Genomic DNA, 15,433 nt, shown 5'->3' with positions numbered 1-15,433 from the left:
GGTCTGGTTGATCTGCGCAATGAATATAATGTCATTGCCACGGTTCCCGAACAACACTATTCAGCATGTCAGTGATGTTGACGGCTCCGTCCCACCCGCAAATTCGAACAGGTAGAACGCCGATGGAAGATAACTCGCAGTTGCTTGAAATGACTGCCGACATCGTGTCGGCGTACGTCGGTAACAACAGTGTTCAGGCGGCGGAAGTCCCCGGCCTGATCGCCAGCATCCACGCTGCCCTGTCGCAGGTTTCGACCGGCGCCGTCGAACCCGAGCCGGAAGTTCGCGAGCCGGCCGTTCCGGTGCGCAAGTCGATCACGCCGGACTATCTGATCTGTCTGGAAGACGGTCGCAAGTTCAAGTCGCTGAAGCGTCACCTGCGCACCAAGTACAACATGAGCCCTGAAGAATACCGGGCCAAGTGGGGCCTGGCGAAGGACTATCCGATGGTCGCGCCGAACTACGCCAAGGCGCGCTCGGATCTGGCCAAGCAGATGGGTCTCGGTCAGGGCGGTCGCAAACCGGCCCGCGCTCCGCGCGCCAAGAAGTAATCAGTCAGCGCTGATCAACAAACGCCCGCCTCTTTCGGGGGCGGGCGTTTTGCTGTCTGAAGGTCAGGCTGCCTGCGCGCCGCGCAACATGCGCCAGAACCGGAGCGTCCTGAGCGCAGCATCCCGCGTCAGCTCCGCATACATGCGGGCGTACGAGTGGGCCTTGGCCATGGCGTCGCCGTCGTCGTTCAGCAGGACGACCGCATAGGTGAGGAAGAGCGCGCGATCGAGGTCGGCCGCCTTGCAGACGACAGCCAGCGCATCCAGTTCACGGCGCTCGACGATCTGCCGGGCGGTATGGAAGTCGATCTCCGCCAGCTCGGACAGGGCAATCAGGAAGCTGGTTCGGCCGTTGGCGCCGGAGCGGAGAAAACGCGCGAGCATCTGGGGTGTCAGCTGCCCGGCGGCGTCCAGTTCCTCCACATAGGCCAGGCATTCGGCGTAGTCGGCCGGCAGGGCTCCATCGTCGGTCGCGACGCGTGCGCGGCCGGCGGCGAGGGCGGCTTCGAGCAAGGCCGGGTCCATGCTGGCGTTCTGCTCGAGAATTCGGGTCCGCAGGCGGGCCTCGACGAGAAAATACATCTCGTTGAGCAGATCCGGCGGCAGGTTGGCGCGCTCGACCGTGGCCTCATGCAGGGCCGGATTGGCCTTGGCGCGCTCGACCGCCGTCTCGGATGCGGCGCGTGACAGACGCGCGCCATCGTTCCGCAGCAGGGCGCCGAGGGTCTCGTCGTCGCCGCGTTCCACGATGATGTCCGACACGGCCTCCGGCACGGATCGCCGCGCCGAGACCGCGCGCAGATGATCCTGGCCGTGACTACGGACAACGCCGAGAAGGTCGTCGTCGGTGAGCACCGGCGAATGGGCCAGCACCGCCGTGGCCACGGCTGCGTCGTCGTTGGCGAGGCGGCGGATCAGTCCATGCGGCGCATCGGGTGCGTTGGCGAACCGTTCGGCCAGTTCGGCGCGCACCGCGGTCTCCATGTCGGCGGTCAGTTGGCCGATGACGTCGCCATACAGGGCCTGTTCCGCGTCGGTGCGCTCGCTGACCCCGAAAAAGTGGCCTGTCAGCTCGCGCAGGAGCGCGCGTCGTTTCTCGCTGGAGTCTTCCTGGGCGAGAGCGATGAGATCAGGCAGGCGCGACGATGGAGCGTCGCTCACTGATAGTCCCCTTCCGGAGCCGCAGGCTGGACGCGGACCCGGCCCTGGGCGTCACGAATCATGGCGGGCGGCTCGACCGGCTGGGCGAGATCCTGACCTGCCGTGGTCTCGGGGATGTTGGTGATCGTCAGCGCGTCGACGTACGTCGACTGCGGCATGGCGATGGCGTCCGGGGTCTGACCGTTCTGGCGATGGACCGAGTAGTAGCGCGCGCCCTGTGGTGCGGGCCGGTCCGACGGGTTGTGCTCCACCAGAGCCACAGCTCGCGGACGAGGCTCTGGCTCGGTGCGGGCGGCCTCGCGGGCCTCGGCGCGCGGGGACGGCGGAGCGGGCGTTTGCGCGGCGTCGGCTCGCGCTCCCTGCATATGGAAGATCGGCGCGTCACGCCGGGGAGCCATGGGGTCGCTGGCGATGACATCCGCGGGGACCGGCTGGCCGCCGTTCGGCGAGGCCACATACTCCGGCAGGCCATTGGTCGTGGGCGGCGGCGGCGCGTCGGCAACCACCGGGGCGGGCGGCGGAGTGCGCGCGGGGGCAGGGGCGGGGGCGGGGGCGACGCGGCGTGCCGGAGGCGGCGGGGCGTCGGCGGCGGGCGCCGGCGTGCGGTCCAGCCAGGCCGATGCCGGCGTCAGCGACGAGCGATTGCCGCCGGGCGCCGGCGTCAGGCCGGCGCGGGGCGTGGCCAGCGCTTCCGCGGCGCCGCCATGCGGGATGACACGATTGGAACGGCGAAGATCGCGGCGAACATCGCGGCGAACATCCGTCGGCGCGGCCTGGGGGCTTGTCTCGCGGCCGTTCCACGAGAGGTAACGGAGACCATGATCTTGTGCCGCCGGGGCGTTCTGGGCTTGCGCGGAAACGCTCGCGCCGGCGACGAGAGCGGTGACCGAAAGGCCGAAGAGCAGGTGTCGGGCGCGGCGCAAGGGGAGGCTCCGGTCGCAGGATCAGAGCGTGACGTTAACGGCCGGGGACTTAATCCGGACCTAACGTTTCAGGAGAGGCGTGCTCTTGCGCGCCGCTCGGCCCAGCCGACGAGGGCGTTGAGGATCAGCCCCATCGCCATCAGCCAGACGAGGGCGGCGAGCATGTCGGCGGTGCGCAGGCGATTGCCGGCTTCCAGTAGGCGCCAGGCGAGCCCCTGCGAGGCGCCGGAGCCCGAGACGAACTCGGCTACGACGGCGCCGATGACCGCCAGGCCAGAGGCGACACGGAGTCCTTCAAGGGCGAAGGGCAGGGCCGACGGGATGCGCAGACGCCAAAGGCGCTGCAGGGGCGTGGCGCCGTAGAGATCGAACAGACGCTCCAGATCGCGATCCGCAGAATGCAGGCCGGTCAGCACGCCGGAGAAGATCGGGAAGAAGGCGACGGCGGCGGCGAGGGCGATCACCGCACGGTCCGGATGGTCCAGCCCCGCCCAGATGAGGACCAGAGGCGCGATGGCCACGACCGGCGTGACCTGCAGGGCGACGGCAAGCGGGCGGACCGCGTTCTCGGCCGCGCGGTTCATGGAGACGATCAGGGCCAGCCCGCCGCCGATCAGGCCTGCGACGAGGAGGGCCTGCAACGCCATGCGGAAGGTCTGCCAGGCCGAGGCGGCGAGCACCGGCGCGCGCTCGATGAGGGAGGCCGCGACCGCGCTGGGCGGCGGCAGGAAGTAGATCGGGATGTCGAGAAACCGGCAGGTGGTCTCCCAGGTCGCGAGCAGGACGGCGATGAGCAGAAGCGGGGACAGGATGCGGCTCATGCGACCCGGTCCGGCATGGCGTGGGCAAGCGCGGCCGCGAGCGCCTCGACGGCGTCGCGGTAGTCCGGGGCGGCGCGCCAGTTCGCCGGTCGGGGCAGGTCGCCGGGGGCGGGGCGGGCCATGGCGACCTGTCCGGAGACGGCGTCCAGCACGATGGTTCGACCGGCCAGATAGACGGCTTCTTCCACATCATGAGTGACGAAGACGACCGCCGGTGGTCGCTCGCGCGCGGCCCAGAGGCGGTGGAGATCCTCGATCAGATGGCGGCGGGTGATGCTGTCCAGCGCGGCGAAAGGCTCGTCGAGCAGCAACAGGTCCGGCTCGGTGACGAGGGCGCGGGCGATGGAGACGCGCATGGCCATGCCGCCGGACAGCTGGAGAGGGCGGGCGGAGAGCCGTTCGCCCAGACCGACGGCGGCGAGAGCGACGGCGGCGCGGTCGAGCGCCTGATCCTTCGGCGCGCCCGCGAGCTCGAGCGGCAGGGCGACGTTGGCGCGGGCGTCGGCCCAGGGCATCAGGGTCGGAGACTGGAAGACGAAGGCGGTGCGGCCTGCGGGCGCGGTCGTGGCGACGCCTTCGGAAGGCGCCTCAAGGCCGGCGAGCAGACGAAGGGCGGTGGACTTGCCTGCGCCTGACGCGCCGACGAGGGCGACGATCTCGCCGGGCTGGATCGAGAGGGTCAGTGGCCCCAGCGGCGCCCGGCCCGGATACCGGACGATGACGTCCGACAGGCTGGCGACGGGGCTATCGTCCGCCACGTCCGCGGCCGGGCAGGTACTGGGTCGTAAAGGCCTGACGCCAGTCGAGGTCGCTCGGATATACCCCGGCCTGACTGGTGACGTCGAAGAAGGCCTGCCAGCGTTCCTCGGTCATGGTGCCGAGGCCGTAGAGGGCTGCGTCACCGCCGTCGACGATGCCATTGGCTTTCAGCTTGGCTCGCGCCTGATCGAGGATGGCCTGCGTCATCTCCGGGTTGTCGCGGCGGATCAGGGTATCGGCGGCGCGGCCGTCGCCCTGGATGTAGTCGCGCCAGCCCTCGGCGGAGGCCGCGATAAAGCTGCGCAGGGCCTCGCCGTTGTCGCGGGCGAAGGCGTTGGGGGCCAGCACCATGGTTGCGTAGGAGGGGTAACCTTCGTCGGCGAGCAGGAAGATGCGCGGGACGAAGCCGGCCTCCGTCTCGATCGTCCAGGGCTCGCTGGTCAGATAGCCCTGCTGGACCGCGCGCGGGTCGGCGAGGAAGGGGGCGGGGTTGAAGTTGTACTTGCGGACCTGATCGTCGGTGAAGCCGTAGCGGGCCTTGAGCCAGACCCAGAAGGCGTTGATCGAGGCGTCGGCCAGAAGAAACGGCCGGCCGGCGAGGTCGGCGATGGAGCGCAACGCCGGATCGGGGTGGGCGATCAGGACCTGTGGGTCCTTCTGGAAGAAGGCGGCGACGGCCTTCACCGGCGCGCCCTGCGCCACGAGGTTCATCGGGATGAAGCTGTTGGAGCCCATGCCCAGCTCGACGGCGCCGGAGGCCAGCAGCTGGGGCACGTTCACGCCGGGGCCGCCCTGGATGATCTGGACGTTCAGGCCGCGGCGTTCATAGGCGCCCGAGGCGAGGGCCTGGTAGAAGCCGCCGTGCTCGGCCTGGGCGCGCCAGTCGGTGGCGAAGCGCAGGCGGATACGGCCATCGGCGTCAGGCGCGACCTGGCTGTCGCCGCAGCCGGCGAGCGCCGAGCTGGCCGCGATCGCGCCGACGCCCGCGAGGAGGGCGCGACGGTGGGGCTGAAGCTGACGATTCCCGCGCGAGGTCATGGCCTTATGTACGGCCAAGGCGAAGGTTCGGAAAGGGGAGGCTCCACCTTGTCCGGAGCCGGAATTGAGCGAGGGGACGAAGAGCCCCGGCGAACCGGATTTCCTCGTCCCCTCGCCAAGTCCGGGTTGGACTTGGCCTTTGAGGTTTTGGACCTTGGCGTCAGCATCAGCGGGGCGAACCCCGACGATGGTCAGCTGTATCCGCTCGCGCTCCTGGTCTCCGGCGTTCCGCAGGTCTGGCCTGCGCCGTCCTTCGATCCCGATCCGGTTCTCCGTGAACGCGTCCGGCCGGGGCCGTCATCGTTCGGGAGCCTTGATCCTGCCTTCCGCTGCGTCTGGTCCGAAGACCACCCGAAGCGTCGGGTCAGAGAGCCGGGCCGGTTCGCCTTGATCCCCGGGTCTCCCCGGTTTTCCGCGCCGCCGTGTCCCTCGGCCTGATCAAGCTCGCTCCAAATCCGGATTTCGACAAGCGGTCCGGATCGTCCGGTTGTGGACGATTTGGCGGATAAATCATGTTCAAACGCGGATGGGGCGCTCTCTGCGGCGCACAATTCTTTGCATTGTGAAGTTCTTGCGACGTTATGCACAGCGTCGGCTTCGAGTGCGGTGAATTACGAATTCGCGACCGATTTTCGGGCTCCCGGAGCAACCGTCTCGAGGGACTCCTTGAGCAGGGCGCCGATCCGGGCATCGACCTTGTGGTCAGGGCCAAAGGTAAAGCGGTGGGTGGTCACGGTCTTCGTGGTGGCGAAGGCGGCGCGGAGGCGCCGATGATCGACCTTGCGGGTGAGGTCGATCGAGAGCTCGAGGTACTTGCCCTTCACATAGGCTGTGGCGAAGCTGCGCTTGCCAGACCAGCCGATGAGAGATTTCGACACGCGCTCCGAGATGTCGTCGCCGGCGTGGAGGGCCAGCTTGCGGACCTCTCGCAGGAGGCCGGAGGCGTGAGTGTCCTTGCCTTCAAGGAATTCGGCGACGGCGTCGGTCATGCCGACGGAACGCTGTCAGCCGGCGTCAAGCTCCGAGGGCGGCCTTCTTCTCTTCGAGCTCCAGCCATTCGAGTTCGGCGCTCTCGAGCTGTTCGCGGGCCTGGGCGGCGGCGGTCATGGCGCGGTCGAAGGCCTTGGGGTCGCGGCTGTAGAGGTCCGGATCGGCGAGGGCAGCGTCGTGTTTCGCGATCACGGCGGGGAGGGATTCGAGCAGGCCTTCGAGTTCCTTCAGGCGATGCGTGTCCTTGAAAGAGAGTTTGGCGGACTTCTTGGGCGAAGCGGGCGCGGGGGCAGCGGCGGCGCGCGTTTCGCCCCCTGCGCCGCGCTGCGCGCGGTCCCCTTCCCCCGAGGGGGGAGGAGTAAGGAAGCCCGGGTTCTGGCGGATGAAGTCGGTCCAGCCGCCGGGGGTTTCGACGATCTGGCCACGGCCATTCATGGCGATGGTCGAGGTGGCGAGGCGATCGACGAAGTCGCGGTCGTGGCTGACCAGGATCAGGGTGCCGTCGTAGCTCTCGAGCAGCTCTTCCAGCTTGTCGAGGGTGTCCATGTCGAGGTCGTTGGTCGGCTCGTCGAGGACCAGCATGTTGGCCGGCTTTGCGAGAGCGCGGGCCAGCAGGAGGCGGTTGCGCTCGCCGCCCGACAGGGTCGAGATCGGCTGCTTGAGCTGGGCTTCCTGGAACAGGAAGTCCTTGGCGTAGGCGGCGACGTGCTTGGAGTGGCCGCGCACGAGGATGCTGTCGCCGCCGCCGGGTGTCAGGGCGTCCCAGAGGGTCATGTCGGACTTCAGCCCCTCGCGGGACTGGTCCAGATAGACCGGCTCCAGATTGGCGCCGAGGCGGACCGTGCCCTCGTCGGGGGCGAGTTCGCCCAGCAGGACCTTGACCAGGGTGGTCTTGCCCGCGCCGTTCGGGCCGACGATGGCGAGGCGGTCGCCGCGCATCACGCGGGTGGTCAGGCCCTTGAAGATGGTGCGCTCGCCGAAGGCCTTCGACACGCCCTTGAGATCGGCGACCAGCTTGCCCGAGGTCGCGCCGGAATCGACGCCGAGGTACAGCTCCCGCGGCTGGTCCTTCATCCGCTCGGCGCGGTCGGCGCGCATGGCCATGAGGGCGCGGGCGCGGCCTTCGTTGCGGGTCCGCTGGGCGGTGATGGAGCGGTAGAAGGTGTAGGTCTCGGCCTCGATCTTCTTCGTCAGGCGGCGCAGGCTTTCGGCCTCTTCCTCCGTGACCTTGGCGGCCCACTCGTCGAAGGCGGCGAAGCCTTTGTCGAGGGTACGGACCTTGCGGCCCTCCAGCCAGTGCACCGACTGGGTGACGCGGTTCAGGAAGGCGCGGTCGTGGCTGACGACCAGAACGGCGAAGCGGGCCGAGAGAAGCTCGTTCTCCAGCAGTTCGATGGCGAGGATGTCGAGGTGGTTGGTCGGCTCGTCGAGCAGGAGCAGGTCGGGCTCCTCGGCGAAGGCCTTGGCCAGGGCGGCGCGGCGGGTCTCGCCGCCGGACAGGTTCACGGCGGGCTTGTTCGGATCCAGACCGAAGGTGGTCAGCCAGCTTTCGGCGGTCCAGCGCTCGGCGTCGCCAGAGGCGGCGTAGTCCAGCAGGGTGTCGCCCTTGATGTCCGGCTCCTGCGGGACATAGGCGAAACGGGTGCCGGCCTGCACCGATCGATCGCCGGCGTCGGGCTCTATCAGGCCCATCACTGTCTTCATCAGGGTCGACTTGCCGGCCCCATTGCGACCGACGAGGGCGGCGCGGGTGCGCGGCTCGATGGCCATGTCGACACCGTCGAACAGGGGGCGTTGACCGTCCTGAAGACGGACATCCTTGAGGGCGACGAGAGGGGGACGGGCAGCCATGGGGCGCCATATAGAGGAGGGGGCGACAGCTCGCCACGGCAGACTTGAGTTGATCCTTACCGTCCGGCTGGTATGTAACGCGAATGGATACGCTGACACGCCGCCGCGCCCCGGAAACCACCCGCGCAGAGATCATCGAGAAGGCCCTCGAGGTCGCCGCCGAGGTCGGCGCGATGGGCTTCACGCTGGACGCCGTCGCTGCCCGGACGTCGGTCAGCAAGGGCGCGCTGCTGCATCATTTCCCGACCAAGCTGGCTCTGCTCGAGGGGCTGACGGACCACTTGGCGGACATGTTCTGCGAAGCGGTGCTGACCGAGGCGGCGCGCGATCCGCAGCCGTACGGCCGGCAGGCGCGGGCCTATCTGAGGGTCACGATCAATGATGCGGTGACGGCCTGCGACGTCTCCATCGGCCGGGCGATGCTGGTCGCCTGTGCGATCGAGCCTTCACTGCGGACCCGCTGGTCGGACGGAATCAAGAAGGTCAAGGCCGAGGACCCGACCGACCCGGTCGGCGCGGACGACGCCCTGCTGCTGAGGCTGGTGGCCGATGGTCTGTGGATGTCGGATCTGTTCGGGGTGCACGATGTGTCGCCCGCGCAGCGACAGGCGCTGCTCTCGCTGCTGACGCCCGGCCATATCCTGATGGAAGCCGCCTGATGAACCCGACGACGTGGGCGGCTCTGCTTGGCGCCATCACCTTCGAGGTAGTGGGGACGACCCTGCTGCAGAAGTCGGAGCAGTTCACCCGACTGTGGCCAACGCTGGGGCTGGCGGCCTGCTATCTGACGGCCTTCTACCTGTTGAGCCTGGCGCTGCGGCAGATGCCGGTCGGGATCGCCTATGCGGTCTGGAGCGGACTGGGCGTGGTGGCGATCTCGCTGATCGGCGTGTTTCTGTTCCGGCAGAAGCTGGATCTGGCGGCGATCCTGGGCCTGACGATGATCGTGGGCGGGGTGTTCGTGATCAACGTCTTCTCGAAGGCGGTCAGCCACTGAATTCAGTCGGTTGAGGACAGGGAGGCCCGGAAGGCGTAGAAGCCGCCCGATGACCGCCCCCTTCTGGCAAACCAAGCGCCTGGAGCAGATGACCCGCGAGGAGTGGGAGAGCCTGTGCGACGGGTGCGGCCTGTGCTGCCTGGTGCGGTTCGAGGACGAAGACACCGGTGAGGTGATCCCGACGCGGGTGCACTGCAAGCTGTTCGACCCGGTGCGCTGCACCTGCTCGGACTATGCCAACCGCAAGCAGTATGTGCCGGACTGCATCAAGCTGACGCCGTGGAATATCGAGGCGCTGGAGTGGATGCCGAAGTCCTGCGCCTATCGCCGTCTGCACGAGGGTCGGCCGCTGGCGAACTGGCACCATCTGGTGTCCGGCAGTCGCGAGACGGTGCACGAAGCGGGCGTTTCGGTGCGTGGTCAGACGGTGTCGGAGCTGGCGCTGAAGGACCCCGAGGACGCGCTGGACTTCGAGGCCCCCGAATGGCGGGACGAACGCGGACGCTAGTCTGCTGACAATCCGCGGATGGACGGCGGACTTCAGCGGAAAAGATCGCGCGCGATCAGCGGCTTGTCGAAAACAATCGGCTTATTGTCGGCGAGGTACGCCGGCGCCGCATACTTTTGCCATGACCCGAAAAAGCGATCCGAACCCGCCGGCCGAAGAGTCGGAGGAAGGCCATCCGTTGCTGGCTGAATTCCAGAGCATGATGGCGATCATCGGCGATCAGGACCCGCAGACCGTGAGCCGGAAGTCGAGGGCCACATCGGACCTGCTGAAGGCGCTGGCGATCAAGCGTGAGTTCGACGCGAAGGTCGCGGCGGCTGCCCTGCCCATCGATCTGGCCGCAGAGGAGAAGCTGCGTGAACAACTCCTGCGCCGACTGGATGCGTTCGCTGCCCAAGTGGCTGAAGCTAGAGGTCGCGAGTATCCTGACGCCCTTCGACCGCGATTTGATCGACCATGACTGGATCGGTTGGCGGCACAGCCCGCAGCATCCGCCGGACGAACCATGGATGACCTGGCTGTTTCTCGGCGGACGCGGGGCGGGCAAGACCCGGGCCGGGGCCGAGTGGTTGACGGAGCAGGCGGTTTCGGGGGCGCGGCTGGCGCTGGTGGGGCCGACGCTGCACGACGTGCGCGAGGTGATGATCGAGGGGCCGTCGGGCCTGCGGGCCATCGCACCGCCCTGGCGTCGGCCGGTCTATGAGCCGGCGCGTCGACGGCTGGTCTGGCCCAATGGCGCGGAGGCGATGGCCTTCTCGGCCGCCGAGCCCGAACGGTTGCGCGGGCCGCAATTTCATGCGGCGTGGGCTGACGAGTTCTGTGCGTGGAAGCGGCCGGGCGATGTCCTGCCGATGCTGCGGATGGGGCTGAGGCTGGGGGAGGATCCGCGGCTGGCGGTGACGACCACGCCCCGGCCGATGGCGGCGCTGCGGGCCTTGCTGGAGGAGCCGACGACGGCCTTCACCCACGCGCCGACGCAGATGAATACGCGAAACCTGGCGCGGGGCTTTCTGCGCGGGCTGGAGCAACTGTACGGCGGGACGCGGCTGGCGGCGCAGGAGCTGGATGGCCTGATGCTGGACGAAGGCGAGGGGTTGTGGACGCCGGCGATGTTCGAGCGCTGTCGCGGCCGGGCGCCGGACCGGTTCGACATGATCGTGGTCGGGCTGGATCCGCCGGTGACCTCGGGCGGCGATGCCTGCGGGATCGTGGTGGTCGGGCGGGCGCATGGCACGGCCTATGTGCTGGCGGACGAAAGCGTCAGCGGATTGGCCCCGTCGAAATGGGCCGCGCGGGTGGCGGAGGTCGTCGCGCGGTACGACGTCGACAGGGTGGTCGCCGAGGTGAACCAGGGTGGCGAGATGATCGTCGAGATGCTGAAGCTGGCGCAGTGCGGCGCGGTGGTGAAGCCGGTGTTCGCGCGGACATCCAAGCGGGCGCGGGCGGAGCCGGTGGCCATGCTCTACGACCAGAACCGGGTCATCCACACGCGGTCGTTCGGGCCGCTGGAGGATGAGCTGGAAGGACTGGGCGCGGGGACGGGCCGGCATAGCCCGGATCGGGCCGACGCGCTGATCTGGGCGGTGAGCCACCTGCTGCTGAACTCGGTGCGGCTGCCGAGTGTGAGGGTGTTGTGAGGATTCGACTCTCTCCCGATGGGAGAGGGCTTGAGCCTCCGGGAGCGAAGCGATCGGCAAGGCGAAAGGGTGAGGGTCGGCTGTTCGCCGACTGACACACCCGACCCTCATCCGACGGGGCTCCGCCCCGCCACCTTCTCCCATCGGGAGAAGGAAAAACTCTGGAGAAAGCCCATGCGGAACTGGCGGTGGCCCCTGGCGGGTCGGCGGCGCGAAGGCGCGCCTGAGGTGAAGGACAGTCGGGCGGGGGCGTTGATCGCATATGCCGGCGGCGGGCGGGCGCGGTGGACGCCGCGGGACTACGCCAGCCTGGCCAGCGAGGGGTTCGGCAAGAACCCGGTGGCCTATCGCTGCGTGCGGATGATCGCCGAGGCGGCAGCCGCGACGCCGCTGGTGGTGTTCGCCGACGGGGTGCGGACGGACGACCATCCGCTGGCGAAGCTGCTGGCCCGGCCCAACCCGGAGCAGTCGGGCGCGGAGTGGCTGGAGGGACTGTACGGCGCGCTGCAGACGGCGGGGAACGCCTATGCGGAGGCGACCGGAGACGGCGCGCCGGAGGAGCTGTGGTCGCTGCGGCCCGACCGGATGAAGGTCGTGCCGGGGCGAGGCGGCTGGCCTGAAGCCTATGAGTATGCGGTGGACGGGCGGTCGGTGCGGATCGGTCGGGCGGCGGACGGATGGATGCCGGTACTGCATCTGAAGCTGTTTCACCCGACGGACGATCACTACGGCTTCTCGCCGCTGGAGGCCGCGGCCTTCGCGATCGATGTGCACAACGCCTCGGGCGCCTGGAACAAGGCGCTGCTGGACAATTCGGCGCGGCCGTCCGGCGCGCTGGTGTTCAACGGGCGGGACGGCGAGCGGCTGACCGGTGAGCAGTTCGAGGCGCTGAGGGCGCAGATGGACGAGGCGCACGCCGGGGCGATGAACGCCGGACGTCCGTTGGTGCTGGAAGGCGGGCTGGACTGGAAGCCGATGAGCTGGACGCCCGCCGACATGGACTTCATCGCCGGCAAGCACGCGGCGGCGCGGGAGATCGCGCTGGCGTTCGGCGTGCCGCCGCAGCTGCTGGGGATTCCCGGCGATGCGACCTACGCCAACTATCGAGAGGCCAACGCCGCCTTCTGGCGCGGGACGGTCGCGCCGCTGGCGCGCAAGGCGGCCGGGGCGCTGACCGGATGGCTGGGCGCGCGGTTCCCGGGCGCGCGGATCGAGGCGGACCTGGAGGCCGTGCCGGCGCTGCAGCCCGAGCGCGAGGCCCTGTGGGCGAGATTGAATGCGGCCAGCTTCCTGACCGACGCGGAACGGCGGCGGATGGCCGGGGTGGGAGAGTGAGCGATGGATGGTCGAAGGATACCGGTCGGGCTGCTGACCGCGCTGGCGGTCCAGGCGATCGGCGGACTGATCTGGGCGGGCGGGGCGGCGGCGCGGATCGCGACGCTGGAGGAACGGGTGGCCGAGCATCAGCAGGTGGCCGAGCGGCTGGCGCGACTGGAGACCCAGTCGGAGAGCACAAGAGCGGCGGTGGAGCGGATCGAGCGACGGCTGGAGGAATTCTGATGGGCGGCGGCGTGTGTGTCGAGCGCCCCTCCACCGCTTTGCGGTCCCGCTCCCCCGGTGGGGGAGGAATGGTCCTTGTCGAGGGCTATGCGTCGTTGTGGGGCGTGGCGGATCTGAACCGGGATGTGGTGGCGAAGGGGGCGTTCGCGGACAGTCTGGGGCGGGTCGGCGCGGGCGGTGTGCGGATGCTGCACCAGCACGAGAGCCGGGCGGTGGTCGGGGTCTGGGATGAGGCGGTCGAGGACGAGCGTGGCCTGTTCCTGCGCGGACGGATCATGGACTGGTCGGCCGAGGCGCGGTTCGCCCAGGCGCTGGCTAGGGCCGGGGCGATGGACGGGCTGTCCATCGGCTTCAGGGCCGTGCGGGCGCGGCGCGAGGGCGCGGCGCGGGTGCTGGTCGAGGTCGATCTGTGGGAGGTCTCGCTCGTGACCTTCCCGATGCTGCCGGGGGCGCGGTTCAGCCTGTCTGGCGAGACTGGGCTGCATCCTGCGCGGACTTCAACGACTGCTGGATGCGGCGCAGGGCGATAAGGCCTTTCTCGGTCTGGAAGTAGCGACCGATGATGAAGCCGCCGACGAGCACGAAGGGCAGGGGGACGCCGAAGACGACGAAAAGGAGCATGCCGATCACGCCGATCATGGCCCAAAGGCCAATGCGCATCGTCGTGATGTCCTCATCGGTGATGACGTCGGGATCGGGCTGGACTGCCGCCGGCTGAGGCTGGCGCGGCGTGGGCGGGGTCTGTCGCGTGACGGGAACCGACACCGACTGGGTCCGGGCCTGCACCCGGGGCGGAGGCGCGGAAGTCGGTACGGACTGGGTCGGGGCCTGACGCACCGGCTGGGGACGGCTGGCTTCCTGCCGGGCCTCGGTGCGCGACTTCGCCTGGTTGGCGGCGGTCTCCGGGCGATGCGTGCCGGCGAAATGGACCGGGGCGCCGCTGGCCTCGATGGTGAAGATTTGGTCGAACGGAACGGTCGCGAAGTCGATGGCGCGGGTGTCCTCGCCATAGCTGTCGGCCAGCAGGCCCAGCAGGCGGCCGTCGCGGACGCGAGCGCGGAAGGCGACCGGGTGGCGCAGACCGGTGATGACGACATGGACCGTGCCGAGGTCGCCGGTCGGGCCGCCGGGTGCGGGCCGGTGCGCATCGATCAGCATCTCGGTGAACTGGCCGAAGCCGGAGTTGCGCCGGATGGTCGCCTTGCTTCGCGAGAATTGCGCCGCAATGTCCGGGACTTGACCGCGCAGATCCTGCGCCAGGGCCGACATGACTGCGGTCTCGAGGCGGGTGTAGCGCCCGGCGTCGTGTGAGTTCGAGAATTTTCGGGCGGTGCTGGTCACCCCCGGACCCTAACCGCGATCTGCGGTTGTTCAACCACCGGAGACACAATGAAAGAGATCAAACAGGCCCCGGCCACGCCGGAGGCGCGCGCCGCCATGCACGAAATGATGGCGGCGTTCGAGGCGTTCAAAGGCGCCAACGATGCGCGGCTGGACGAGATCGAGCGCAAGGCCTCGGCCGATACGCTGCTGGAGGAGAAGGTCGCGCGGATCGATCAGGCGGTGGCCGGGGCGCAGGCGCGGCTGGATCGGATCGTCAGCGAGGGGCGGCGTCCGGAGCTGGGAGACCCCTCCACCGCTGCGCGGTCCCCCTCCCCATTCCATGGGGAGGAGAAATCCGCATTCGACGGCTATATGCGCGCCGGGGCGATGCTGGAGGTGAAGGCGGGGCTGTCGACGGCGCCGACCTCAGGCGGTTACGTCGTGCCGGAGCAAACCGAACGGGCGATCGAGCGCCGGCTGATGGCGGGCTCGCCGATGCGCGAGATCGCGACCGTGCGCACGGTGGCCGCGGGCGTGTTCCGCAAGCCGGTGTCGATCGCCGGCGTGGGTTCGGGCTGGGTGGCTGAAACGGCCGCGCGTCCGCAGACGGACCCGGCGACGCTGGCTTTGCTGGAGTTCCCGTCGGCCGATCTCTACGCGTGCCCGGCGGCGACCCAGACCCTGCTGGACGACGCCTTGGTCGACCTGGACGAATGGTTGGCCGCCGAGGTGGAGGACGCCTTCGCCGCGCAGGAGACCGAGGCCTTCGTCAACGGCGACGGCGCGAACAAGCCGCGCGGCTTCCTGGACTATGACGTCGTCGCCGACGCCGAGCAGGAATGGGGCGAGATCGGCTATGTCGCCTCGGGCGCGGCGGGCGGCTTCGCCACCACCAGCCCGACAGACCGCCTGATCGACCTGGTCTACGCGCCCAAGGCCCAATACCGGCCGAACGCGCGCTTCGTGATGAACCGGCGTACGGTCTCGGCGGTGCGCAAGTTCAAGGACGCGGACGGCAACTACATCTGGCAACCGGCGCAGCGCGCGGGCGAGACGGCCAGCCTGCTGGGCTATCCGCTGACCGAGATCGAGACGATGCCGGACGTGGCGGCCAACGCTACGGCCATCGCCTTCGGCGACTTCCGCCGCGGCTATCTGATCGTCGACCGCGCGGGCGTGCGGGTGCTGCGCGACCCGTATTCGGCCAAGCCCTACGTCCTGTTCTACACCACGCGGCGCGTGGGCGGCGGGGTGCAGGACTTCGACGCGATCAAGGTGATGAAGTTCAGCGCGAGCTGACGTTCGGACGGCCGG

General features: G+C 69.0%; 18 protein-coding genes. 10 read left to right on the top strand and 8 right to left on the bottom strand.

The features are described 5' to 3' along the window. Positions 1-122 precede the first annotated feature (122 nt). The gene (locus tag ABDZ95_RS00430) at positions 123-551 is read left to right on the top strand and encodes a Ros/MucR family transcriptional regulator (protein ID WP_343788659.1); all 429 of its coding nucleotides are present in this window, start codon (positions 123-125) and stop codon (positions 549-551) included. A gap of 63 nt (positions 552-614) precedes the next feature. Here ABDZ95_RS00430 and ABDZ95_RS00425 read toward each other — a convergent pair whose 3' ends face one another. The 7 genes from ABDZ95_RS00425 to ABDZ95_RS00395 form a co-directional block, all read right to left on the bottom strand. Beyond that, the gene (locus ABDZ95_RS00425) at positions 615-1,712 is read right to left on the bottom strand and encodes a DUF2336 domain-containing protein (RefSeq protein WP_343788656.1); all 1,098 of its coding nucleotides are present in this window, start codon (positions 1,710-1,712) and stop codon (positions 615-617) included. Further along, positions 1,709-2,635 carry a hypothetical protein gene (locus tag ABDZ95_RS00420; RefSeq protein WP_343788653.1) on the bottom strand — a complete coding sequence of 309 codons (927 nt, stop codon included), beginning with the start codon at positions 2,633-2,635 and terminating at the stop codon, positions 1,709-1,711. The genes ABDZ95_RS00425 and ABDZ95_RS00420 overlap by 4 nt, the downstream gene beginning before the upstream one ends. Before the next feature lie 68 nt (positions 2,636-2,703). Continuing rightward, positions 2,704-3,456: an ABC transporter permease gene (locus tag ABDZ95_RS00415; protein WP_343788650.1), complete on the bottom strand. Its 753-nt coding sequence runs from the start codon at positions 3,454-3,456 to the stop codon at positions 2,704-2,706. Beyond that, the gene (locus ABDZ95_RS00410; protein WP_343788647.1) at positions 3,453-4,214 is read right to left on the bottom strand and encodes an ABC transporter ATP-binding protein; all 762 of its coding nucleotides are present in this window, start codon (positions 4,212-4,214) and stop codon (positions 3,453-3,455) included. Before ABDZ95_RS00410 ends, ABDZ95_RS00415 begins: the two co-directional genes overlap by 4 nt. Then, the gene (locus tag ABDZ95_RS00405; protein ID WP_343788644.1) at positions 4,201-5,253 is read right to left on the bottom strand and encodes an ABC transporter substrate-binding protein; all 1,053 of its coding nucleotides are present in this window, start codon (positions 5,251-5,253) and stop codon (positions 4,201-4,203) included. Before ABDZ95_RS00405 ends, ABDZ95_RS00410 begins: the two co-directional genes overlap by 14 nt. Before the next feature lie 611 nt (positions 5,254-5,864). After that, positions 5,865-6,242, bottom strand: coding sequence for a DUF5655 domain-containing protein (locus ABDZ95_RS00400; RefSeq protein ID WP_343788641.1), 378 nt, complete (start codon positions 6,240-6,242; stop codon positions 5,865-5,867). A gap of 25 nt (positions 6,243-6,267) precedes the next feature. Beyond that, positions 6,268-8,094, bottom strand: a complete 1,827-nt coding sequence (locus tag ABDZ95_RS00395) for an ABC-F family ATP-binding cassette domain-containing protein (RefSeq protein ID WP_343788638.1) — start codon at positions 8,092-8,094, stop codon at positions 6,268-6,270. A gap of 83 nt (positions 8,095-8,177) precedes the next feature. Between ABDZ95_RS00395 and ABDZ95_RS00390 the strand changes: the two genes are divergently transcribed. The 8 genes from ABDZ95_RS00390 to ABDZ95_RS00355 all read left to right on the top strand — a co-directional run bounded on the left by ABDZ95_RS00390 (position 8,178) and on the right by ABDZ95_RS00355 (position 13,326). Further along, positions 8,178-8,753, top strand: a complete 576-nt coding sequence (locus ABDZ95_RS00390) for a TetR/AcrR family transcriptional regulator (RefSeq protein WP_343788635.1) — start codon at positions 8,178-8,180, stop codon at positions 8,751-8,753. Continuing rightward, positions 8,753-9,091 carry a DMT family transporter gene (locus ABDZ95_RS00385; RefSeq protein ID WP_343788632.1) on the top strand — a complete coding sequence of 113 codons (339 nt, stop codon included), beginning with the start codon at positions 8,753-8,755 and terminating at the stop codon, positions 9,089-9,091. The genes ABDZ95_RS00390 and ABDZ95_RS00385 overlap by 1 nt, the downstream gene beginning before the upstream one ends. Positions 9,092-9,140: 49 nt before the next feature. Then, a complete protein-coding gene (locus ABDZ95_RS00380; protein WP_343788629.1) occupies positions 9,141-9,599 on the top strand; it encodes a YcgN family cysteine cluster protein in 459 nt (152 codons plus the stop codon). Between the two features lie 121 nt (positions 9,600-9,720). Continuing rightward, positions 9,721-10,059, top strand: coding sequence for a hypothetical protein (locus ABDZ95_RS00375; RefSeq protein WP_343788626.1), 339 nt, complete (start codon positions 9,721-9,723; stop codon positions 10,057-10,059). Further along, positions 9,956-11,236, top strand: coding sequence for a DNA-packaging protein (locus tag ABDZ95_RS00370; protein WP_343788623.1), 1,281 nt, complete (start codon positions 9,956-9,958; stop codon positions 11,234-11,236). The genes ABDZ95_RS00375 and ABDZ95_RS00370 overlap by 104 nt, the downstream gene beginning before the upstream one ends. 174 nt (positions 11,237-11,410) lie before the next feature. Next, positions 11,411-12,571, top strand: a complete 1,161-nt coding sequence (locus ABDZ95_RS00365) for a phage portal protein (RefSeq protein WP_343788620.1) — start codon at positions 11,411-11,413, stop codon at positions 12,569-12,571. A gap of 3 nt (positions 12,572-12,574) precedes the next feature. Continuing rightward, entirely contained in the window at positions 12,575-12,796 is a 222-nt protein-coding gene (locus tag ABDZ95_RS00360; RefSeq protein ID WP_343788617.1) for a hypothetical protein, read from the top strand. A 68-nt stretch (positions 12,797-12,864) separates the two neighbouring features. Continuing rightward, entirely contained in the window at positions 12,865-13,326 is a 462-nt protein-coding gene (locus tag ABDZ95_RS00355) for an HK97 family phage prohead protease (RefSeq protein WP_343788614.1), read from the top strand. Here the strand turns inward: ABDZ95_RS00355 and ABDZ95_RS00350 are convergent. Beyond that, entirely contained in the window at positions 13,253-14,137 is an 885-nt protein-coding gene (locus ABDZ95_RS00350; protein ID WP_343788611.1) for a hypothetical protein, read from the bottom strand. The two genes, ABDZ95_RS00355 and ABDZ95_RS00350, sit on opposite strands and share 74 nt — an antisense overlap. Positions 14,138-14,185: 48 nt before the next feature. On the opposite strand from ABDZ95_RS00350, the gene ABDZ95_RS00345 reads away from it, so the two are divergent. Beyond that, complete coding sequence (locus tag ABDZ95_RS00345; protein WP_343788608.1) at positions 14,186-15,418, top strand: phage major capsid protein; 1,233 nt, start codon at positions 14,186-14,188, stop codon at positions 15,416-15,418. The last annotated feature ends 15 nt before the right edge of the window (positions 15,419-15,433 follow it).

It is taken from the genome of Brevundimonas kwangchunensis, assembly GCF_039523815.1.
GTDB lineage: Bacteria > Pseudomonadota > Alphaproteobacteria > Caulobacterales > Caulobacteraceae > Brevundimonas > Brevundimonas kwangchunensis.
This window is presented reverse-complemented; position numbering and strand designations above follow the sequence as displayed.